This is a genomic window from Sedimenticola selenatireducens, from assembly GCF_007625115.1.
GTDB lineage: Bacteria > Pseudomonadota > Gammaproteobacteria > Chromatiales > Chromatiaceae > Sedimenticola > Sedimenticola selenatireducens_A.
Window position 1 is genome coordinate 20703 of sequence record NZ_VMNH01000024.1, and the last position, 23230, is coordinate 43932.

Sequence of the window (23230 nt, forward strand, 5' to 3'; positions counted from 1 at the left end):
TGATATTTTTTTCTATACTATTTCTATTAGTATGATATATAGTAATTACAATCTGTCCGGGCTTAGCACGGTAGGGGTGGTCGTTATACATAATTACTTGGTGTATCGAAAAACACCCATGATGGAGTTCTGTAAAACCAGACAGCTCGAAACATGGAATTGTTGCATAAAAACAATAGACCCAATAACACTACCACAGATGCACCCCGTGGTGAAACTGCATGGCGTGTTATTCTTGTTGCAGGTGTTTACATAGCAGCGGCAATGGCCGGCTTCCTGCTCAGAATTCCTTCCAGTTACATTTCTCCATTCATGCCCGCGACCGGCTTCGCATTGGCCGTAGTATTAATATGTGGTGTCCGTTGCTGGCCCGGTATCTGGATCGGTGCCTTTCTTGTCTATTTCTGGTTGGACAGTTCGATAGAAGGCGTTATGGTGGCGGGGTTGTTGGCCACAACAGTTTCCCTGCAAGCGATTCTTGGAGCCTATTTAACGCGCCGGTATATCACCACGAGTCAGCCATTGGCAGATGAGCGGGATATTTGGCGTTTTCTCATACTGGGCGGTCCTGTCGCCTGCCTTTTCGCTGCGACACTAAACAGCACCATACTGGAAGGCATTAACCGATCCCCAGACCTGAACTTCCTGACCCACTGGCTCTACTGGTGGTCGGGCAATACGCTGGGTGTGTTATTTTTTACCCCGATTACACTCATTGCTTGGCCTGCTAGTAGATTGCTGGTACAGCGCAAATTCGGCGACGCCGCGATGCCGCTGGTTGTTTCCGCGGCAGTAATAGCGGCAGGACACGCAGGGTTTGCCCGCTATGAAACAAGCCAGGCTCAAACAGAGATCTATGATTTGATGAGCACTCTGTACGAGCGTGGGACCGATGTCCTGCCCGCCATTATTGAACCGATTCGCAGTGTGGAACGTTTCTTCAGCGCCAGCAAGGATGTTTCCCAAAAAGAATATGCCATCTTCACGCGACGCATGATCACTCAACCAGGGATCGATTCAATCGACTGGGCCCCGTATGTTTCTTCGACTGAACGCAGTACTTTCGAAGAAATACAACAGCATCGAGGGGTTATCAACTACCGTGTCTTTGAGCTCGACGACAGGGGTATCCCCAGTAACGCAAAGGATCGATCCGAGTACTTCCCAGTTGCTTTTACGGCTCCAATAAAAGAAAACGAAATACTACTGGGCCTTGATCACGCTTTTGAAGTATCTAGAAAAAAAGCCATTATCCAGGCCGTTGCAAGTGGGGAAATATACTCCAGCTGGTGCTACCAATGCGTTCTGCCCAGACGCAACAAGATGCTGGTGTACCAACCGGTATTTCAGCCTGGTTTCAACAACGAAGGCGCAACCGAAGCTGGCAGGCGCAGTTCGATTCGCGGCTTTGTTGTAGGGGAGATCAATGTAAACGCACTCTTCGCATCCCTCACAGACTCGGCCACGCGAAAACACATTGCGTTTCGTATCACGGATGTCACTCCGGGAGACGAATCCGGAGTAGTACTTGGCAACCTGCCTAAGGAAAAAATGGCCGACTGGAACCGTGAACTTGCCTTCACTAACCGGCTTTTCCTCATCGAGATGGATCCGGTTCATGGCTATTGGAATCCAGGCAACACCATGATGTCTCGGCTGTTTCTTCTGTTTTCGGTTATCACGGGCCTGTTGATTGTCTTTTCTATATTGAGTTCTTGGAGTCGGAGAGTGGCGGCTGAGACGCTTGTTGTTACTCGCACGGCCGAGCTTGAGAACGAACTTAACTCCAGACTGGCTGCACAACGCGCCCTGCGCGAAAGAGAAAATGATCTATCGATTACACTCGACTCAATAGGCGATGCAGTTCTTTCGACGGATCTTGATGGCAAGATAACCCGCATGAATCCGGTAGCCGAACACCTGACCGGATGGGCGATTGCGGATGCGATGGGAAAGCAGATCAGCGAAGTGTTTCATATTATCAATGCAGAGACACGCAATCCGGCACGGATTCCGGTAGACGACGTGTTTCGTACCGGCAAGATACAAGGGTTGGCAAACCATACCGTGATCATTTCACGCAATGGGGTTGAATACCACATTGCAGACAGTGCCGCACCGATCCGTGACGACGATGGAAACATACGTGGTGTAGTGTTGGTTTTCCGCGATGTGGGCAAGGAACGTGAGTCCGAGCAGGCGCTTCAGGCCAGTGAGGAGAGGTACCGCACGCTCATCGAGTCGGCCCCGTTCGGGGTATTTGTACAGTGTCAGGGAAAGTTTGTGTTCGCTAATCCGAAAGCCACAGCCCTGCTCGGTGTGAATGCATCCGAACAACTGGTTGGCAGACTGGTTCTTGATTTCATTCACCCAGAATGCAGAGATGCAGTCAGCGAACGCATCAGTCAACTCAATGTTCAACGCAAGGCGGTTCCCGCACAGCAAAACACCTGGTTTCGACTCGATGGCTCCCGGTTCGAAGGTGAGGCCACGGCGGTACCTTATATGCACGAAAACCAGTCTGGTGCACTGGTCATACTGCAGGACGTTACCGCTCGTAAAGAGGCAGAGACACAGTTGATCCAAGCGAGAAAGGAGGCCGAAGAGGCGAATCGTGCAAAATCTGCCTTCCTTGCCGCCATGAGTCATGAAATCCGTACACCCATGAACGGCGTTATCGGAATGGTGGAGATACTCGCGCAGAGCCGGCTCTCCAGCCACCAGAAAGATATTGTGAATACAGTCCGGAAATCGGCGTCGACCCTACTCACTATCATTGATGACATCCTGGATTTTTCCAAGATCGAGGCGGGCAGGATGGAGCTCGACTATGCCCCGGCATCGATCTCCGAAATCGTTGAGGGATTATGCAATTCCATGGTGCCGGTAGCCGCGTCTAAGAGCGTGGAACTGAGTCTCTTTATAGCGCCCGACATACCCGAACGATTGGTGACTGACGATCTGCGCCTGCGACAGCTACTGTATAATCTTGTCGGTAATGCCATCAAGTTCTCCGCGGGATCCGATGATCGTGGGGGACGGGTCTCAGTGAGGGTGGAGTACAAGAGTAGAGATCCATTGAGCCTGGTATTTCGCATTTCAGACAATGGCATCGGAATAAAGCCCGAAGTACTTGAAAATCTGTTCACCCCCTTCACCCAGGCTGAAGTATCAACTACACGCCGTTTTGGGGGAAGCGGTCTTGGCCTCGCTATCTGCAAGCGTTTGACTAAGTTGATGAACGGGGAGATTCAAGTGGAAAGCGTCTATGGCGAAGGCTCTGAATTCAGTATTACCCTGCCTTTTGAAGTCGCAAAAACCCAGCCAAAGCCTTCGGAGAAATATCTCACCGGTCTCGATTGTATCCTGGTTGATGAACCCAGACTTCACGCAGCTGATCTGGAAGCTTACCTGAAACACGACGGCGCCCGTGTTTCTATTGCTGATAGCATCGATAGTGCATTACAACTGGCTGCCACCAGAGAAGGTACGGTGGTTATTCTGCATTGTGCTGAACGCAAGGAACCTCCGGAAACAAGAACGTCGGATTCACCACCCAACGTGCGCCACCTTGTCATTACCCAGGGTCGCAGGCGTCGTGCGCGGGTAGAACAAGAGAACCTGGTTACCCTAGATGGTAGCGCTATAAGACGGCTTTCACTTTTGCGTGCGGTGGCGGTTGCGGCAGGTCTGGCCTCACCCGAGATCTTCTATAACGTGGACGAGGAGTGGCTCGTAATGGAGGATACGAAACCGTTGCCGACAGTTGCCCAGGCCCGTGCGCAGGATCGCTTGATCCTGATCGCTGAAGACGACGATATAAACCAGCATGTTATTCTGCAACAGCTTCGTCTGCTGGGCTATGTCGGGGAGGTGGCCAACAACGGGGTAGAGGCACTAAAGCTGTGGAAAAGCGGGAACTATGCCCTCCTGCTTACGGATCTCCACATGCCCGAGATGGATGGTTATACCCTGGCTCAGACCATCCGCAACGAAGAGCGGGATCGCCGTATGCCGATCATCGCCCTGACCGCCAATGCCCTGCGGGGTGAGCAAAACCGAGCACGCTCTGTCGGAATGGATGCCTACCTGACCAAGCCAGTATCCCTGAAACTGCTCAGATCCACTCTCGAAGAGTGGCTTACGCCACCAAAAATGGAGGCTCGTAATACTGGATTCTTGCCTGATGATAGCGAACACCAATCTATCCGCCTCGTGGATGTGAATGTTTTGAAACAGCTGATAGGCAGTGAAAAAGAGACTATCCAGGAGTTTCTAGCCGAATACCTCGATTCGGCTAGAACACTGACCCGGGACATATTACTGGCTTTCAAGGCTGATGATGTTCGTCATATCAGCGCCATCGCGCACAAACTCAAGTCGTCATCCCGTTCAGTCGGTGCGCTTGCACTTGGCGACCTGTGTGCCGGCCTTGAAAATGCCGGTAAAGAAGGAAACAGAGGGTATATTCGTGAACATCTGCAGGAGCTTGAGCAGGTATTAACTGCAATAGAGATCGAGATTCGCGAGCTGCTGACAGAACAGGGCTGGAACAACAGGAATGGGATCATATGAATATTTTACTCATTGATGACGACACCTTCATACTGAAGATCATTCACCAGCAGCTGACCAACCTCGGATTTCATAAAATCACCGCCGTCGATAATCCAGCCAACGCATTGGCCATGCTGGAGGAGACTGGCAATACATTCGATATTCTGCTGCTGGATTTGCAGATGCCCGGTATTGATGGTGTTGAATTCATCCGTCACCTTGATCGCCTTGAATATCCAGGCGGCGTTGTTCTGATAAGCGGACAGGATGAACGAATTCTGCTTACGGCGAAGCGGCTCGCCAGCTCACAGAATCTTCGAGTGCTTGGTGCCCTACATAAACCTGTAACTCCGAGCCAACTCGACAAAGTACTGAAACACATACCGGATAAGGCGAATAATTTACCGCGGAAGATTTATGGCCGCGAAGCGCTGCAAAATGGACTGGACAGGCATGAGCTGATTAACCATTACCAACCTCAGATTGATATGCATTCGGGTCGATTTATCGGCGTTGAGACTCTGGTACGCTGGCAACACCCACACGACGGATTGGTCTTTCCCGATCAGTTCATTGGTACGGCAGAAGATCACGGTCTGATAGACGAACTGACCAGGCAGGTGCTGATGAACGCCCTGCAGCAAGGTAAAATCTGGCAAGATGCTGGGTTGAGGCTGCGTCTATCGGTAAATATATCCATGGACAACCTCGACTCTCTTGATTTTGCCGACTATGTAATTAAATTGGTAGAGCAGGTGAATATTCCACTCTCGGACATTGTTCTTGAAGTCACCGAAAGCCGGCTCACAAAGAACATCCTCGCACCCATGGATATCCTTACACGCATCAGATTAAAACATATCGGTCTCTCGATCGATGATTTCGGAACTGGACACTCTTCCTTGGTCCAGTTACGCGACTTTCCCTTCGACGAACTGAAGATCGATAGGGGTTTTATACATGGCGCACATAACCACAGCGCATTGAGAGCAATCGTTGAAGCCAGCCTATGCATGGCGGGACAGCTGGGTATTCGAACCGTTGCCGAGGGTATTGAAGATCTGGCGGACCTGCTGTTCCTGAAAACCACAAGTTGTGATCTCGGCCAAGGCTACTTCATCGCCAAGCCGATGCCAGCTGAAGAAATCCTCTTGTGGATGACAGACTGGGGGGCTCGCCGTGATGAGGTTTTTCAATCCTAAAAATGGCCAACAACTCTTTTCATTCTCGCCTTCAATTCACTTAAATAGGCAGAACGCTGTTATCTCGGCCTGTATCGATTAAGTAACCGGATACATACTACTCCACACCGCACACTGATACTTCAACAGGTAAACAGCGATTGGCGGAATTTGTCTATTAGCCATAGAGTGCTCAGCTGAACGATCCTCGAATTCTAGCGGGTGTCTCTCAATCGACCGGATAGGCCGTACTCTTACAAACCGTTCTAATACCAATGGCTGTCTTGATTCTGGCCACGCCGGGCAGGGCTGACAGATGATGCTTATGGAGCCGCTCATAATCGGTAGTGCCTCCTGCGGCAACCCGTAGTAGATAGTCAGCCTCACCCGTCATCAGATAGCACTCCATTATTTCGGGGTTTTTTCGAACAGCGGCCTCGAATGCCTCCTGGCACTGTACTGACTGACTCTCCAGTGTAATCTCTACAAATATGGTGGTGGGTCTGCCGATGGCAGTCGGGTTAACCAGCATCACATACCCATCAATGATCCCTGACTCTTCCAGTTGTTTGACCCGCCTGAGACAGGCAGAGGGGGAGAGATTGATGTGCTCTGCAAGTTCGGCATTGGTTAAACGGCCATCACTCTGGAGTGCTTTCAGTATCTTACGATCAATGGTATCCAGTTTCATATGCGCCATACTATTCGAATTAATTGCCAATATATCGCATATAGTTGTGTGATAGGCAAGAATGGCCGTTGAATAAGCAAGCACATATCAATCGCTTTCTCGTATTCTTTGTGCCAGTTTTGGTCATTCATCTTTGGAGCAGGCAGCAATGAAAGTTGTGATTCTTGGTAGTGGTGTGATCGGTGTAACGAATGCCTATTATCTGGCGAGGGAAGGGCATGAAGTGACGGTGATTGATCGCCAGCCTGAACCCGCGCTAGAGACCAGCTTTGCCAATGCAGGTGAGGTTTCCCCTGGATACTCCGCTCCCTGGGCTGCTCCGGGTATTCCGTTGAAGGCGATCAAATGGCTGATGATGAAACACAGCCCACTGGTTATTAAGCCTTCTCTCGACCTTTCCATGTGGGCATGGAGCCTGCAAATGCTGCGCAACTGTACGCCGGCACGCTACGAGACTAATAAGGGTCGTATGGTGCGTCTGGCGGAGTACAGTCGGGATGCGATCAAGGCACTGCGAAGCGAGATTGGAATCCAATACGACGAACGCAGTCGCGGCACCTTGCAGATGTTTCGTAATCAGAAACAGCTGGATGCGGCAGCAACTGATATGGCCATTCTTGATCGCTTTGGTGTTCCCTATGAATTACTGGATCGGGAAGGCTGTATCAACGCTGAGCCTGGACTTATCCATGTAAAAGAGAAAGTGGCGGGTGGGTTGCGACTGATCAATGACGAGACCGGTGACTGTTTCATGTTTACCCAAACCCTCGCAAAGGCGGCAGAGGCGATGGGTGTTGAATTCCGCATGGGTGTTAACATCCGTCGCTTAATCACTGATCAGGGAAACATCAGTGGCGTTGAAACTGATCAAGGCGTAATCACTGGCGATGCCTATGTAATGGCACTGGGTAGCTATTCACCCTTGTTGTTGAAAGCGGTCGGTATCAAGGCACCCATCTATCCTGTTAAAGGCTACTCAATTACATTGCCAGTTGTGGATAGTGATGCTGCACCTGTATCCACCATCATGGATGAAACGCATAAGGTGGCCATCACCCGGTTGGGCGATAGAATCCGTGTAGCCGGTACTGCAGAGCTGGCAGGGTATAATACGGATCTGAACGAAAGCAGAAGAGAGACGGTTGAGTTTGTGGTATCGGATCTGTTTCCTAAAGGTGGCGATATTAGCAAGACCGAATTCTGGTGTGGATTACGTCCGATGACGCCGGATGGTACACCCTGCGTCGGGGCCACAAAGATCCCTAATCTCTATCTGAATACGGGCCATGGCACATTGGGTTGGACGATGGCCTGTGGATCAGGCCGTCTGCTGAGTGACCTGATATCCAATAAGCAACCCGAGATTGATACTGAAGGACTTTCCATTGACCGCTATGCGGCATAATTACATAAACGTGGGATTAGAATATTTATGAAAACTATAGCGACAACAGATGCACCTGCGGCGATTGGGCCATACTGCCAAGCCATTCATGTTGATGGGTTATTATTTGCATCGGGACAAATACCCCTGACAGCTGAAGGCCAGCTCGTAGAGGGTGATGTTCAGGTTCAGGCAAGACAGGTGTTCAGTAATATCCGCGCAGTGTTAGCCGCAGCAGGCGCCACGCTGAACAATGTTGTAAAAGCCACCGTATATGTTCAAGACCTGAATGATTTTGCACTGTTAAATGCAGTCTATGCGGAGGCATTTGGTGATCATAAACCTGCACGTTCCACGGTTCAGGTTGCGCGTCTGCCATTGGACGCTAAGGTAGAGATTGAAGTTATCGCAAAACTCTAACTTCGTATGCGTGTTGCTTCTCCATATGGGAGAGGCAGCATGCTTGTTCGTTGATTTATTATTTCAAATGTTAGAGCGGCTGCTTTTTAAGGTCGCCTAGTGCCCCTTCGATTTTTTTGAACTGCTCCTCCATCTTCACGCGTTTTTTTTCATTGTCAGCACCATCAAGATGACCCAAACAGGTTTGGTGATATTCAGTCATTATTGATTCAAGAACCGCTAGTTTTGAAGTTAGAGCATTTTTCCCAGACGCCTCTTCGTCCATCTTGGTTTTGCTTCTTGCTAATTCAACAGATGCCGCACGCATGATCATTTTTTCTGTGCCGGTTGTTTTATCTATGGCCTGCAATGGCCCAATTTTTGTGTATTCAACACCCTTATAGAGAAAGGTATCACCTGGAGTGAGTTGACTGAATTTCATAATAAAAAAAAGATTTCCTGGTAAATAAAAGTAATATTACTCAGTATTTTACAGTGCTTTGTCATTTATTTATATCCAAGATAGCGAAACGGCTTCACCTCTATATTCTTGAGTTATATCAAGAAATAAGGCCTTTTTTCAGAGAAAAGAAAAGCGTTCCCGACTTTGTTGCTATAAACCGTTCGAAAATTGATGTTATGTATTGCGCTACAGCAAAAGCCTTACTAGAGTAGGCGCTTCTAAAAAAGTGTAACAAGAATAATTCTCAAATGGACCATCTAAATCATGCCCATCAACTGCTCGCAGCACCAGCAGAAACGGATAAAGAGTTTTTTGAACATGCTGCCCAAGCTATTGCTGTTGCATCGCAAAGCCGCTGGGGTGGTGTAGGTTTTTGCGAGCCAGAATGCGATGATGTTGATGTGGTTGCGCTATGGGATGGCGATGGCCTAGGGCACGCTTTTGCCTTTAGCATGCACGGCTCTCCATGCGAACAATTTTATGCTGAACATGTGGACACATTGCATATTCATTATGAAGATAATATTAGAGAACACTTTGCCAATAGTGATCTGATCGACTTGCTCAAGGGCGATAGCTATCGAGCGCATGCCATATTTGGTGATCAAGAAAGAATTATCGGACATATTTTTGCTCTTGATGATAAACCACAGCACGACCAGGTCGAACTCCGTACTTTTTTTGAGTTGCTGAGTCAGCGTATTAGTACAGAGTGCAAGCGTTACCAACATCAGAAATCACTGCAACGCTATGCAAAGATGGTTTCCATAACCCGTAACATGCTCTCGTTTGTTGACAATTCGTTTACCTATCATGCCGTCAGTCAAGGTTATGTCGATACGTTTGGCCAGCCACATGAGCAGTTAATTGGAAAACAGGCCAAGGATCTTCATGGGGAGGACGCATTTAATAACGTGCTAAAACCGTTGCTAAAGCGTACTTTTAATGGTGAATCAGTCAACTCACAGATCTGGATACATCCTCCCAACAACACACCTAAGTACCTCGATCTTATTCAGACACCTTACTATGAGCCGGATGGCACCATCAGTGGTGTAGTTGTAAGCGGCCACGATATAACGGCGCAGAAGAAGACAGAGGAAACGCTCCAAAAATTATCACTGGCGGTAACCCATAGTCCCGTTTTAACCGTCATCACTGACCCAGATGGTGTCATTGAATATGTGAGTCCTATTGTTGAAAAAATAACGGGTTACACAGCAGAAGAGGTAATCGGGAATACACCGCGGCTTTTCAAATCAGGGCGAACAGATATTGCTGTTTATGAATCCCTCTGGCAGGCCATTAAAAACAAACAATCTTGGCAGGGCGAGATTGAGAATCGACGTAAGGATGGCCGTTGTTATTGGGAGCACATTTCCATTGCACCTGTTTTAAATGATAACAACGAACTGATCGCTTTTGTAGGCAGCAGCACGGATATTACGGAGAGAAAACATTTAGAACAGAAATTGCAAGAACTCGCTTCAACAGATCCTTTGACAGGAATTTATAACCGTCGCCATTTTTTGGCAGAGATAGAGACACACCTGGAATATTCAAAGCGTTATAAATCACCACTCTCTTTATTGATTATTGATATCGATAATTTTAAGTCTATTAATGATGAGGGAGGGCACGCCTTGGGTGATGCTGTAATTCAACAATTTACTCAGGTGTGTGAGCAGACTATTCGTAACGTTGATCTACTGGGACGCTTAGGCGGTGATGAATTTGCTATCCTCATGCCAGAAACAGATCGCAATGAAGCGTTGGTACTGGCTGAACGCATTAAAGAAGAGGTCAGTCAGTTTGAACTCCAGTATGAGTCACATACGCTACACATTACGGTCAGTATCGGTCTATCAACCTTCCGCAAAGATCCGATACAGGATGATACCGTAGAAAGTCTGATGGCCCGTGCAGATGAAGGACTCTATCAGGCCAAGCGTGGTGGCCGTAATCTCATCGGGGTTATCTAATGATACCCATGTCACTTGTCGAAAAAGCGTTGGATCGATAACATAGCGCTTCTGGTTAACTATCAATTACCAATATTCATGGTAGAGCGTACGCAGCCCACATTACAAAATAATTATCGAGAAGACCAAGCACTTCTTCTCTACAACAGCTATCTCCATTTAACCGGAAAAAGGTTAATTGATGGCCCTGAAAATGAAGTGAGTCGGCGTCTCTATTTTGCACCGTTCGCGCTGGTATCACACGACACGATGCGTGATCCAATCTTTAACTACGCCAATCAGACTGCACTTGATCTGTTTGAGATGAACTGGGAACAGTTTACGTCACTCCCTTCCCGAAAGTCAGCGGAACAACCATTACAGGAAGAGCGTGAACGCCTATTGGCTGAAGTCAGTAGTAAGGGCTTTATCAATAACTACACCGGTATCAGGATTTCCAGTTCAGGAAACCGGTTTTTTATTGAGAATGCCTTTGTTTGGAATCTTGCTGACGAGGGCGAACACCGTGGACAGGCCGCGATGTTTAGCACATGGCGACCTGTTACCTGAATGGCTTTAAGCCGTGGAGTCGGTGACAATTTCATAGCAGGGTATGTAGTCTCCTTGTACCTTCATACGCCCCTGTTGTGCAAATGAGGTAAGTAGTTCGTCCATCGCCTGCATCAACTCTGGCTCACCGGTTATTTGGAACGGGCCATGCTCTCTTATCGCATTAATGCCTTGTTCTTTTACGTTACCGGAGACGATGCCAGAGAGTGCCCGGCGCAGATTGGCTGCCAATACCTGAGTGGGAAGATCGCGTGACAATTGCAGTTTGGCCATGGATTCATGGTCTGGCAGGAAGGGTTCCTGGAATGCCTCATCAAGATGCAATGACCAGTTATAATGAAATGAGTCATCCCGTTGTCTTCGTTCACGAGTAACATGCAGTAAGGCATCATTGACAAGTTTCGCAATCAACTCAGGATCTCCGATCACCTTACGAATCAAATTAAGGGATGTGGCACCCAGCGTCATCTCGATAAAGCGAATGACGGAATCAAAGTAGGGTCCTGAACTGGCTGGACCTGTTAAAAAGATGGGCAGTTCAATATCCTTGTTCTCTGGATGCGATAACACACCCAGGACAAAGAGCAACTCCTCCATTGTACCCACACCGCCCGGGAATATGATCAATACATGCCCAAGTCTGATAAATGCCTCAAGGCGTTTTTCAATATCAGGCATCACAATAAGCTCATTAACAATGGCATTCGGTGCTTCTGCCGCAATAATTCCTGGCTCAGTGAGACCGATATGCCGCCCGCTTTTATGGCGTTGCTTGGCATGCGCGATGGCGGCCCCTTTCATTGGGCCTTTCATTGCGCCCGCACCACAACCGGTACAGATATCGATGCCGCGTAGCCCCAGGTAATAGCCGATCTCTTTGGTGTAGTCATACTCTTCCACGGGTATTGCATGTCCGCCCCAACAGACTACGGTGTTCGGCTTGACACCTGGATGAAAGGCGCCAGCATGACGTAATCGATAAAATATCTCATGGCTGATCTGCAAGTTAGGGGAGATATTTTTATGATTACTGGTGATATCACGCAGATAGAGAATATCGCGCAATATGGAAAACAGGTGATAGCGAATACCTTCAATGAGCTGATCATCAACAAAGGCACCCGCCGGTGCATTATTAACCTCAAGAACAATTCCCTGATGTCGCTCACTGACCTGGATATCAAAATCTGGATACATGGACATCAACTCTTCACAGCTATCAACTTGTGATCCAGAGCTGAGCACGGCTAATGCGCATTTACGGAACAGTTTATGTAAACCTGTTCCAGTAACATCGCGTAGTTGTTCAATCTCGCGGCGGGACAGTACAGCCATGTGGGAGGCGGGGCGGATGGTGCTATTTACAACTTTTCGAACGATGGTCTTTGTGAGCATAACAATCCTGGGTGGGCCGGCATTGTCCGGCCACAAATACGAAAAACTGGGGTAGTGCGGTTACTGCCAGCGCTCCCTCTCTTTTATTATGAATAGTCTAAGCATAGCTGATTCTGGTAGGGCACGCTTAGTATATTGGGGCTTTCTTACAGGCATGTGAAGGGGGGCTTCAGCTATTGACTGAGTAGTTTCATGCCTTTTTCCAGCCCTTCCAGTGTCAGGGGAAACATGCGATTCATCATGATATCCCGGATAAGCTGTATAGAATGGATGTGATGCCAATGGTTCTCGGGCTGTGGGTTGATCCAGATGGCATTCGGATACTTTTCCAGCAGCCGCCCCATCCAAACCATACCGGTCTCTTTATTCCAGTGTTCGACAGAACCGCCTTGGTAAGTGATTTCATAGGGACTCATGGTGGCGTCACCCACAAAGATCAATTGATAATCTGAACCGTAGGTATGAATAACATCCCAGGTTGATAAAGGCTCAGACCGGCGACTACGGTTATCTTTCCATACCGCCTCGTAGACGCAGTTATGAAAATAGAAGTGCTCAAGGTGTTTGAATTCGGAATGCGCTGCTGAGAAGAGCTCCTCGCAGACTTGTACGTGATCATCCATAGAACCACCCGCATCCAGAAACAGCAGTACTTTGGCTTTGTTATGTCGCTCCGGGACCATCTTGAGATCAAGCAGACCACCATGATGGGCGGTGGATCGGATGGTCTCTTCAAGATCCAGTTCTTCAGGCGCACCTGTCCGCGCAAAACGACGCAGGCGCTTCAGTGCCACCTTGATATTGCGCGTACCCAATTCAACCGAGTCATCCAGATTGCGAAACTCCCGTCTGTCCCAGACTTTCACGGCCTTGCGGTTTCTTGAGCGATCTTGACCAATGCGGATACCTTCGGGGTTGTACCCATAGGCGCCAAAAGGTGAGGTACCCCCGGTGCCAATCCATTTACTCCCGCCCTGATGGCGCTCCTTCTGTTCTTCAAGGCGCTCTATCAGCGTCTCCATCAGTTTCTGCCAACCCATGGCGTCGAGTTTTTTCTTCTCCTCTTCACTGAGGTATTTTTCCAACTGTTTACGCAGCCACTCCTCAGGAATCTCTGCGGTGATATTCCCCCCTTCGCCGATGATACCTTTGAAATAACTACCAAAGGCTTGATCAAATCGGTCAAACAACCGTTCATCTTTAATCAGGCAGATACGGGAGAGATGATAGAAATCATCGACACTGGAAAAAATGACCTGCGCTTTCATTGCAGCAAGCAGATCAAGAAATTCCCGTATCGTGATCGGTAGGCCCGAATCTTTCAGGTGATAAAAATAGTCAACCAGCATCGTTTGATCAGGTCCTGGTTCTGCGATGCATGAAGGCCAGACGTTCAAACAGGTGAATATCCTGCTCGTTCTTTAGCAGGGCGCCATGTAGCGGCGGTATTGCTTGGCGTTGATCGTCACTGTGCAGGGCCTCTGCGGGGATATCTTCTGCCATTAACAGTTTTAACCAGTCCAGCAGTTCGGAGGTGGAAGGTTTTTTCTTGAGCCCAGGGACTTCACGCAATTCAAAGAAGGCTTCTAATGCACTTTTTAGCAGATCTTTTTTCAGATCAGGGTAGTGGACCTGGACGATCTGCTCCATTGTCTCCTTATCAGGGAATCGAATGTAGTGAAAGAAACAGCGCCGCAGGAATGCATCGGGTAACTCTTTTTCATTATTGCTGGTGATAATGATTAAGGGTCGATGTTTTGCCTGTATCAGTTGCTGGGTCTCGTAGACATAAAATTCCATGCGGTCCAGTTCACGTAACAGATCATTGGGAAACTCGATATCGGCCTTGTCAACTTCATCAATCAGGACGACAGAGTGATCGTCGTGGGCAAAGGCATCCCATAACTTGCCCCGTACGATATAGTTACTGATATCGTGCACACGATCATCGCCTAATTGTGAATCACGCAGACGAGAGACGGCGTCATATTCATACAACCCATGCTGAGCCTTGGTGGTTGATTTAATGTGCCACTGGAACAGGGGATGTCCCAGTGATTTGGCAACCTCTTCGGCCAACATGGTCTTACCCGTGCCAGGCTCACCCTTAATAAGAAGCGGTCTTTCAAGTTGGATGGCGGCGTTGACGGCGAGCATCAAATCGTCTGTCGCTACATAAGTGTCTGTTCCGTTAAATCGCATATCAGTTTCCGGGTTATTTGAATCGGTATACGGCCCATTCTCCAATAAACTCGTTTCAATTGAAATAAAGTGATGAATGAGGCGTATGATTAAATTGCTTGACGTTCTATGTTAGTTCTCTATATAATTTTCCCCAGATCAGAAATAAGCCATTTATTGTTTCAGATGGCATTTGCAAGGGTTAGCGAACCTGGGTGAGGGTGTTATGGCCGTATTACCAATGTGGAAATGTGATAGAGATAGCAGCATGTTTGACAACAAGAAAGAGGCTGATGCCTATGACAAAATGCTTGAACTCGGGGAGCAGTTTTCACTGTTGCTGGAAAAAGTAATTCCCCAAGTTGATGAGAAAGCCGCAGAAGAGTTCGGTCTGGTACTTGCTCGTAATAAGGAGTTGGTCCTACAGGCCTGCAAGGGAAGACCTGAGGCAATTGCCGAAATCTTTAAAGAGAAAGAGAGTGGCAACGTCACTAAATTAAAGGCCTCCTGATCGCGTTTTTGGAAGTCGGTAGCACAGAGTTTCCCCCCAATCCCACTCGCTATCGGCTTCCGCCTATCTACGGTATAGTTGCACTTCGATAATTGACAGCATCGATGTGACATACCTTCTGTTGGTTTCTAACTCGCACTGTCGTATACAACAAGATCTGAATCGATGGGCGATTTTGCCGAGATAATCCTGCGTTCTGGCAAGGCTGGTGTTGAACTGGCCTTCTTTGTGTTTTTGCCAGTGATGGTAGTCATGCTGACCTTCATGCGGCTACTGGAAGCCAGAGGTGTTCTGGACTGGATTACTGCGAGGCTCTCGCCCTTATTACATCCGTTTGGGCTCCCTGACCTAGGGATATTTGCGTTGTTGCAGATATTATTTGTCAGCTTTGCCGCCCCTGTAGCGACATTGGCTATTATGGACAGGGGAGGTACATCCAAACGACATATAGCTGCATCCCTCGCGATGGTGCTCTCCTGTGCCCAGGCCAATGTTGTATTCCCGATGTCTGCGATAGGCCTTAATGGCCTTGCAACTATTCTTATTTCCGCTATCTGCGCCATTATCGGCGCGTCGGTCACCTACTATCTATTCGCCAAAACATTAGATGATGCCGATAAACTGCCTGAGCCAAAACCGGAACACCCTGTAGCTGATGACACTAAGGGCCTCCTAACTGTTATTAATCGGGCAGGGCGAGAGGCCATAGAGATCTCAGTGGGCGCTGTACCCATGCTGATTCTGGCACTGCTACTGGTGAATCTGTTGCGTAGTGGCGGTGTGGTGGATTTTCTCGAACCAGTGCTGGCTCCGGTTTTTTCGCTGTTTGATCTGCCTTCCGCAGCACTGTTGCCGATTGTGACCAAGTTTATCGCCGGTGGCACAGCAATGATGGGTGTTACAATGGAATTCGTTCAGAGTGACCTGTTTACACTCTCAGAGCTCAATCGTTTGGCTGGATTTCTGATCAGCCCCTTTGATATTGTGGGCATTGCTATACTCATATCGGCCGGACCACGTGTTGCTGCGGTACTGCGTCCAGCACTCTATGGTGCCATAGTGGCCATTCTGTTAAGGACAATTATCCATGGACTGCTGTTCTGATAAGGCCTGTTTATCACACCGGACTATAGCCTCACGCTTAGTCGTGATAATCACGACCTGGATACCGATTAAATGAATATCGTATTTTTTCTTCTCGTATCCATTGCATTTCTGACAGCCGCATGGCGGCAGCTGACTATGACAACAGGCGACGTTTCGCCTATGGACGCACTTTCCAGCGCCATGATCGAATCGGCTACCGGGGCTGTTGAACTTGCAATAGGTTTGGTCGGTGTAATGGCGCTGTTCTTAGGCTTGATGAAGATTGCGGAAGTGGGTGGTCTGCTTAAAATACTGGCGAAGCTTATCCGACCCCTTATGATCCGGCTGTTTCCAGATGTTCCTGCAGATCATCCTGCTATGGGTGCCATGATACTGAACATGTCGGCAAACATGCTGGGACTGGGTAATGCGGCAACACCTTTTGGAATCAAGGCGATGCAAGAGCTTAACCGGCTTAACCCGGTTAAGGGCTGCGCAACCGACTCTATGGTCTTGTTTCTTGCGATCAACACCTCAAGTATTACGTTACTCCCGACCGGTGTGATTGCCCTGAGGGCTTCGGCGGGTTCAATGGATCCAGCCGGTATCCTGCCAACCACACTGTTCGCTACACTCTGCTCAACAGTGGCGGCGGTTATTGCGGTAAAAAGTTATCGCCGCTTTTTCCCGGTGACGGCTGAAGCTACTGATGACAATCAAACAGAAGCTGTTACCGATACTGAGGATATACCTATCACCGTTGAGACATCTGAAGGTTATCCGACCTGGGTTTCACTGCTGGCACTGCTGGGATTCTTGTTACTGATTCCATTAACTGTATTTTTTGGTCAGATAGTTTCGCCCTGGATTTTGCCGGGACTAATGCTGGGCTTTTTGCTCTTTGGCGTAATTCGCAGAGTGCCCATCTATGAAAGTTTTGTGGAGGGTGCAAAAGAGGGGTTCCAGGTTGCACTGAAGATCATCCCCTATTTGGTCGCGATCCTGGTAGCCGTCGGCATGTTTCGGGCCAGTGGTGCGTTGGAGTGGGTTGTTAGCCACATCGGCCAGGTGACCACATTGATTGGATTACCCGCTGAGGCATTACCGATGGCCTTATTGCGCCCGTTATCCGGCTCCGGAGCTTATGGCGTAATGGCCTCCATCATCAATGACCCGGCAGTCGGTCCCGATAGCTATATCGGCTATCTCGTGTCGACCTTGCAGGGCTCAACCGAAACCACTTTTTATGTTCTGGCGGTCTATTTTGGTGCTGTGCAGATTCGCCGTATCCGCCACGCACTTGCTGCTGGATTGACCGCAGATGTTGTTGGCGTTATTGCTGCTGTGGCCGCTGTCTCTTATCTCTACGGCTGAATCTAGTGACGAACCATGTTACATCTGACCAATAACATCATCATTCCAGAACGTGAGCTGGAGTTTAACGCGATTCGCGCGCAGGGCGCGGGTGGGCAGAACGTTAACAAGGTATCGACAGCGGTTCATCTGCGTTTTGATATTAACCGTTCATCGCTCCCAGAAAGCTATAAAGAACGCCTGTTGCACTTCAATGATCAACGCATCTCCAATGAGGGCGTAATCATCATCAAGGCACAAAAATACCGTAGCCAGGAGAAGAACAGGGAGGAGGCGTTACAGCGCCTTAAACAGTTAATTCTACAGGCAAACACCGTGCAAAAGCCCCGAAGAGCCACCAAGCCGACCAAAGGTTCTCAACAAAGACGCTTGGAGAGTAAAGAGCGAAAAGGGAAAATCAAGGCGCTGCGTGGCCGTGTAATAGATTGACGTCTCAATATTCTGGCCGTTTGGTCGCTATTCTTTTGATATAACTCAAACATTCAACAGGGTCTACTATCTCCTTAAGAGATATGACGGCAGTATAGACCGTTAACACATTCGTGAATGAGGGGGTGATTCGTGGCAAAAGATAACAAGAAAGGTAGTAAAAACAAGAAAGCAGAAGTTCTCTATGTAGAGGATCCATTAAGTGAAGTTGCTGATGCACCCATCAAGAAGATCAAGAATTCAGTTTATGAAAAAGAGCTGTTTCGACTGCAACTTGAATTGGTAAAGTTGCAAGCCTGGATAGCCAAAGAAAAACTCAAGGTAGTGGTGATCTTTGAAGGGCGGGATGCAGCCGGAAAAGGCGGTGTGATCAAACGCATTAACCAGCATCTCAATCCACGTATCTGTAGAGTAGTGGCCTTGCCGGCACCAACAGAACGGGAAACTACACAATGGTATTTCCAGCGTTATGTCCCCCATCTACCGGCCGCAGGGGAGATGGTTCTGTTTGATCGCAGTTGGTATAACCGGGCGGGTGTGGAACGCGTTATGGGGTTCTGTGATAACGAAGAGTACAGTGAGTTTCTCCGTTCCTGCCCTGAGTTTGAGCGCATGTTGGTTCGATCAGGCATTATGGTGATTAAGTACTGGTTCTCCGTCTCAGACGAAGAACAGGAGAAACGCTTTCAGAGTCGACTGGAAGAGCCGCATAAGCGCTGGAAACTGAGCCCGATGGATCTGGAATCTCGTTCACGCTGGGTCGAGTATTCCAAGGCAAAGGATATGATGTTTGCCCATACCGATATCAAGCAGGCACCCTGGTATGTGGTGAAATCGGATATTAAAAAACATGCGCGGCTTAACTGTATCGCCCATCTTTTAAGCATGATCCCGTACGAAGATCTCACACCCAAACCTATTGTCTTACCGAAACGTAAAGACAGCGCAGGCTACGTACGTCCTCCGATGTCTGATCAAACCTTTGTACCGGATGCCTACCCTTGATCTGATATCAGGTATAGCGAAATAAAATAAAGCCATGGCCAACACCATGGCTTTATTCTTCAGTGACGTTTTTGATGCGAGGTGATGTATTGCGAATAACCAGATACACGCCGTAGGCCGTCAGGCAGACGCCGGCGGCACCCCAGGGGGTTAACTGCTCATCAAACAGGATCCACGCGAGTAACGCGGTGACGGGAGGTGTTAGGTAAAAATAGGCCGCCACTTTTGTGGCCTCGCCTTCGCGGATCATCAGCATGAGCAATAGGATGGCGCTGAGAGAGAGCCCAAACACGAGCCAGAGCAGGGCGATAATGAATTGCGGTTCCCATTGGACCTCGCCTGTTTCGAACAACAGTGACAGGCAAGACATAATGATGGCATTCGCCAAATACTGATAGAAAGTACCGGGCAGGAGATCAATCTTTCCGCAGAAGCGTTTTTGATACAGCGTCCCTAGGGTAATTCCAAACAAGGCCATCAAGGCAAACAACAGCGATACTGTCGTCACATGCAGTGCGTTATTAGTGGATTTACCGAGTAGTAAAACGATCGACACGCCAGCAATACCCAATAGCAACCCGGCCAGCTGTTTCTTACTGATCCTGTCACCCATCCAGCCCCAGGCAATCAACGCCGTAAGTATCGGTTGTAAACCTACCAATAACGAGGAAAGACCCGCAGACATTCCCGCATTTATGGCGGCAAATACTCCCCCCAGATAAGCCCCGTGTACCAGTGCGCCAACAACCATGGAGTGCGCGGTTTCAGTAGGGTTTGGCCATCTCGGTCGGTAGATCTTAATCAGGGCTAGAAAAACCCCCAGCGTGATGTACATGCGTATGGCCAGCACCGTAAAAGGTTCAGCATACGGAAGCGCATATTTGGCGCCAATGAACCCCGTACTCCATAGGAGGACGAACAGGAAGGGGATCCATCTAATGAGGTGTGGTGGCAACATTACTCAATTCCATATCACAATGGTAAGAATATAAAGGGGGGCAGTTCGAAGCTGTAGGGGCAGTTATGCGATAAATAGTAGGGTACAGATAGGTTAAAAACCCTATCTAATTGCGAAACATTCATTTTGTACCTATTCTAGACTGTACAGTTTAGCCATTTTTAATATCCAAGAGACGGTGATTCAGTGCACCTCTATCAACAGCTTATCGAGCAGATTCAGGTCCAAATCCAATCGGGTGTCTTGCGACCGGGACAGTCATTACCCTCAATTCGTGATTTATCCTCACAAAGAGCTGTTAGCCGAAATACCGTCATTCAAGCCTATGAGCGTCTGACTGAAATGGGCTTGGTGGCATCCAGAGACAGGGCCGGTTTTTTTGTCATCTCCCCTATCCCAAGTGAGGAGAAATCGTCCCTTATCAACAATCTGATGCCATCGACACCACGCCACGATCAATTGGCACTCTCCGTGGTGCGTTCTGCCGCTTCACGCATGCTGGCTCCGCTTGGGAGTGCTCATCCCAGCGGGGAGTTTCCGGCACTACAATCCTTTCGGCGGATCTATAATCGTCAGCAACGCATTGCCCGCAAGGAAGAGGTCAAACTCACCCAATATGAAGTCCCGCCCGGGCATGCCGGTTTGCGTCAGCAGTTGGCCAGACATATGGCGCGCTCTTCCGCCGTTGTTGATCCAGAAGAGATTGTTATCACCAATGGCTGTCAGGAGGCGCTGAGCCTGGCCCTGCAAACCGTGGTAAAGCCAGGAGAGATTGTTGTCGTTGAGGCGCCGAGTTTCTACGGCACACTGCAATGTCTTGAAGTGTTGGGCATGCAGATCATTGAGATACCGGCCGATCCCATACTGGGTATGGACATGGACATGCTCGAACAGGCGCTGGCACACTGGCCTATAAAAGCGGTACTGATTAATCCCACGTTTAATAATCCACAAGGTCAAGTGATGCCTGAAGAGTCAGCCAGACGGTTGCTGGCCTTGACCCGTCCTTATGATATTCCAATCATTGAAGACGATGTCTTTGGTGATCTGAGCTATGAAAAAAACCGCCCCAGAAGTGTACGCTCATGGGATCATGAGGGCCGCGTGTTACTCTGCTCTTCATTGTCTAAGAGTCTCGATTCCGATCTTCGATTGGGATGGGTGGCGGCGGGTCGATACAGCGAACAGCTCTGCTATCGAAAATATGTGACGACCATGGCAGGACGGGGACAGATACAGGCGGCCGCTGCAGATTTTTTGTCTGGCAGTCGATTTTCCAGGCATTTAAAGCGGATCACTCACTGCTATAAGGAGCGGCGGGACTTTACCCTGGATAGCATCAGCCGACATATTCCGAGCATGTCACTTGTGAATATTCCTCGAGGCGGATTTCACTGCTGGGTAGCATTACCTGATAACGTCAACTCCAGTCATCTGTATACTGAGCTGATGAAGCAGGGGATAAGTACCGCACCAGGATCGCTTTTTGGTACCCAGGGGCAATTTGATCATTTTCTCAGGATTAATTACTCTTGCATCAATGATAAAGACAAATATACAAGTATATTCAAAAAGATAAACAGTATTATTAATGTATTAAGTTATGATAAATAGTAAAGAGTTGTACGCAGTAGGTCGTTTGTAATGGCCAAAGAAGATGCACGCCTGCCCGCCGATATCGGATGTCTCGATACAGAGAATTTACGAGTGACGTTAATCTCAACCGTGGGTGCACATTGTGATGTTTGGCAAACGGCCGGATATCACTTTGAAAAAGAGAAGAATCGTACCTTTGATATGGTAATAAAACGCCATACGTTGAGCTGTACGCCGATGGAAGCGAAGATCTATCGGCGAGACTACTCGCAATTGAAAACACTGCTGCACGATATCATTCCCGAGGCGATATTTGTGCGAACACGCGTAGATGGTGAACACAACATCCTGGTCTTTGCCCGTGCATTTACTCCCTGGTTCAATCTGGCGAACCCTGCCGTTGCCGAAGATGCCATCCCGCTGATGGCCAAATTACCCAAGGCGCGCCGTCAGCTCTGTCTGTTTCTAGACATTGTGAAGCGGATCAGAGAAGTCGATCATAAAGTAATCGATCTCTATGGGCTCGATAACTTAGTCTTGGATAAGAATAAAGATGTGCGCTACCTGGATAGTTTTGAGGTCTTTTTCCATGAAGATATGCTCTACATCCTCGACGATCCGTGCGAAGACCTGCGGGAGAAGATTCATGTATCGCTAAAGCGACTCGAATACCTGGAGGATTTGCTGGAAAAATCGACGGCGTTAGCCGTGTCGTTGGATGCTGAAAGCAGTCTAGAGACCGAAGGTATGCAGTAACAAACAATGCTCCGTTGTTACTGCATATAATTTATTCAAATACCTAATTCATCCAGCAGGTTATCTGAATCGGAAGACGCCTCATCAGCCGCTGGAGTTTCCCGAGCAAGCGCAGCACGCTTGTTCGCCTCACCTTCAAGAATATCGTCTGGATCAAAGTCTTCTTGCTGTTCAAATTCATGAAGCTGGATGAACTCAGTCTTGTCCATTGCCAGTTCCAGATAGAAAATATTATTACGCTCAGTGGTAAACGTCACTCGTCTTGCCTGAGGGCGATCAAGATTGGTGTTGATCGATAGTAGAACCTCTTTATTGATGGTCAGCATCTTCGGCTGGTTTTGATTGATTGGTGTCTGTAGCTGTTTGCCTACATTACTGATGAAATCACCAATCATCTGGTTCATCAACTCACCCAGCACATTACCCACCTCATCGGAGGTATGACTTACCGCTAGTTCTTCACGTGGAATACCCATATTTGAGAGATAGGCTTGATAGAGTTCGAGTGCAGCGCCCGCAGTAAAATTAATCACGACCAGCCCAGAAAATCCCCCATCAAATAGCACAAAACAGCCAATATCCGGCTTGAGACAGGTTCGATTAATCTTCTGAACCATGGCCGAATAACCGATCTCATTGGAGGTGGCTGTAGTGAGTACTGAGGTGACAGACTTACAAAGCATCAGTAGGATATCGTCTGTCGAAACAATTTTTGTTTTTGCCATCGAGATAA

At 48.5% G+C, this 23230-nt stretch carries 20 protein-coding genes; 13 read left to right on the forward strand and 7 right to left on the reverse strand.

All coding sequences use genetic code 11. The features are described from left to right. Window positions 1–153 precede the first annotated feature (153 nt). Both FHP88_RS16295 and FHP88_RS16300 read left to right on the forward strand, forming a co-directional pair. On the forward strand, window positions 154–4575 hold the full coding sequence (locus FHP88_RS16295; protein ID WP_144360162.1) for a PAS domain S-box protein: 4422 nt from the start codon (window positions 154–156) through the stop codon (window positions 4573–4575). Next, window positions 4572–5759, forward strand: coding sequence for an EAL domain-containing protein (locus tag FHP88_RS16300; RefSeq protein WP_144360163.1), 1188 nt, complete (start codon window positions 4572–4574; stop codon window positions 5757–5759). Before FHP88_RS16295 ends, FHP88_RS16300 begins: the two co-directional genes overlap by 4 nt. A 208-nt stretch (window positions 5760–5967) precedes the next feature. Here FHP88_RS16300 and FHP88_RS16305 read toward each other — a convergent pair whose 3' ends face one another. Further along, on the reverse strand, window positions 5968–6429 hold the full coding sequence (locus tag FHP88_RS16305) for an Lrp/AsnC family transcriptional regulator (protein ID WP_144360164.1): 462 nt from the start codon (window positions 6427–6429) through the stop codon (window positions 5968–5970). 148 nt (window positions 6430–6577) lie between these two features. Between FHP88_RS16305 and FHP88_RS16310 the strand changes: the two genes are divergently transcribed. Next, window positions 6578–7834, forward strand: a complete 1257-nt coding sequence (locus FHP88_RS16310; protein ID WP_144360165.1) for a D-amino acid dehydrogenase — start codon at window positions 6578–6580, stop codon at window positions 7832–7834. A gap of 27 nt (window positions 7835–7861) precedes the next feature. Then, window positions 7862–8233, forward strand: a complete 372-nt coding sequence (locus tag FHP88_RS16315; RefSeq protein ID WP_144360166.1) for a RidA family protein — start codon at window positions 7862–7864, stop codon at window positions 8231–8233. Between the two features lie 70 nt (window positions 8234–8303). On the opposite strand, the gene FHP88_RS16320 is transcribed toward FHP88_RS16315, so the two are convergent. After that, window positions 8304–8654 carry a hypothetical protein gene (locus FHP88_RS16320; protein WP_144360167.1) on the reverse strand — a complete coding sequence of 117 codons (351 nt, stop codon included), beginning with the start codon at window positions 8652–8654 and terminating at the stop codon, window positions 8304–8306. A gap of 269 nt (window positions 8655–8923) precedes the next feature. Here FHP88_RS16320 and FHP88_RS16325 point away from each other — a divergent pair, with 269 nt between their 5' ends. Together FHP88_RS16325 and FHP88_RS16330 are read left to right on the forward strand one after the other, a co-directional pair. Then, window positions 8924–10657: a diguanylate cyclase gene (locus FHP88_RS16325; RefSeq protein ID WP_144360168.1), complete on the forward strand. Its 1734-nt coding sequence runs from the start codon at window positions 8924–8926 to the stop codon at window positions 10655–10657. 15 nt (window positions 10658–10672) lie between these two features. Further along, window positions 10673–11206, forward strand: coding sequence for an MEKHLA domain-containing protein (locus tag FHP88_RS16330; protein ID WP_313957298.1), 534 nt, complete (start codon window positions 10673–10675; stop codon window positions 11204–11206). 6 nt (window positions 11207–11212) lie between these two features. Here the strand turns inward: FHP88_RS16330 and ppnN are convergent, their stop codons facing one another. The 3 genes from ppnN to FHP88_RS16345 all read right to left on the reverse strand — a co-directional run bounded on the left by ppnN (window position 11213) and on the right by FHP88_RS16345 (window position 14803). After that, a complete protein-coding gene (ppnN, locus tag FHP88_RS16335; RefSeq protein WP_144360169.1) occupies window positions 11213–12601 on the reverse strand; it encodes a nucleotide 5'-monophosphate nucleosidase PpnN in 1389 nt (462 codons plus the stop codon). Between the two features lie 173 nt (window positions 12602–12774). Next, entirely contained in the window at window positions 12775–13950 is a 1176-nt protein-coding gene (locus tag FHP88_RS16340; protein WP_144360170.1) for a vWA domain-containing protein, read from the reverse strand. Between the two features lie 7 nt (window positions 13951–13957). Continuing rightward, window positions 13958–14803, reverse strand: a complete 846-nt coding sequence (locus tag FHP88_RS16345; RefSeq protein ID WP_144360171.1) for an AAA family ATPase — start codon at window positions 14801–14803, stop codon at window positions 13958–13960. Between the two features lie 205 nt (window positions 14804–15008). Here FHP88_RS16345 and FHP88_RS16350 point away from each other — a divergent pair, with 205 nt between their 5' ends. The 5 genes from FHP88_RS16350 (at window position 15009) to ppk2 (ending at window position 19187) form a co-directional block, all read left to right on the forward strand. Then, window positions 15009–15293, forward strand: a complete 285-nt coding sequence (locus FHP88_RS16350) for a YebG family protein (RefSeq protein ID WP_144360172.1) — start codon at window positions 15009–15011, stop codon at window positions 15291–15293. Window positions 15294–15458: 165 nt separating this feature from the next. Then, a complete protein-coding gene (locus FHP88_RS16355) occupies window positions 15459–16397 on the forward strand; it encodes a nucleoside recognition family protein (RefSeq protein ID WP_144360173.1) in 939 nt (312 codons plus the stop codon). A gap of 72 nt (window positions 16398–16469) precedes the next feature. Next, a complete protein-coding gene (locus tag FHP88_RS16360) occupies window positions 16470–17753 on the forward strand; it encodes a nucleoside recognition domain-containing protein (RefSeq protein ID WP_144360174.1) in 1284 nt (427 codons plus the stop codon). A 15-nt stretch (window positions 17754–17768) separates the two neighbouring features. Continuing rightward, window positions 17769–18182 carry an alternative ribosome rescue aminoacyl-tRNA hydrolase ArfB gene (gene arfB, locus FHP88_RS16365; protein ID WP_144360175.1) on the forward strand — a complete coding sequence of 138 codons (414 nt, stop codon included), beginning with the start codon at window positions 17769–17771 and terminating at the stop codon, window positions 18180–18182. Window positions 18183–18404: 222 nt separating this feature from the next. Then, window positions 18405–19187: a polyphosphate kinase 2 gene (ppk2, locus tag FHP88_RS16370; RefSeq protein WP_260843351.1), complete on the forward strand. Its 783-nt coding sequence runs from the start codon at window positions 18405–18407 to the stop codon at window positions 19185–19187. A gap of 52 nt (window positions 19188–19239) precedes the next feature. Here the strand turns inward: ppk2 and FHP88_RS16375 are convergent, their stop codons facing one another. Next, a complete protein-coding gene (locus FHP88_RS16375; RefSeq protein ID WP_144360177.1) occupies window positions 19240–20145 on the reverse strand; it encodes a DMT family transporter in 906 nt (301 codons plus the stop codon). A 186-nt stretch (window positions 20146–20331) separates the two neighbouring features. Here FHP88_RS16375 and FHP88_RS16380 point away from each other — a divergent pair, with 186 nt between their 5' ends. Beyond that, window positions 20332–21759, forward strand: a complete 1428-nt coding sequence (locus tag FHP88_RS16380; RefSeq protein ID WP_144360178.1) for a PLP-dependent aminotransferase family protein — start codon at window positions 20332–20334, stop codon at window positions 21757–21759. Window positions 21760–21789: 30 nt separating this feature from the next. Continuing rightward, on the forward strand, window positions 21790–22497 hold the full coding sequence (locus FHP88_RS16385) for a hypothetical protein (protein WP_144360179.1): 708 nt from the start codon (window positions 21790–21792) through the stop codon (window positions 22495–22497). A gap of 35 nt (window positions 22498–22532) precedes the next feature. Here FHP88_RS16385 and FHP88_RS16390 read toward each other — a convergent pair whose 3' ends face one another. After that, window positions 22533–23222 (reverse strand): DUF3334 family protein, encoded by a 690-nt coding sequence (locus FHP88_RS16390; RefSeq protein ID WP_144360180.1) that lies wholly within the window; start codon window positions 23220–23222, stop codon window positions 22533–22535. Window positions 23223–23230: the final 8 nt, after the last annotated feature.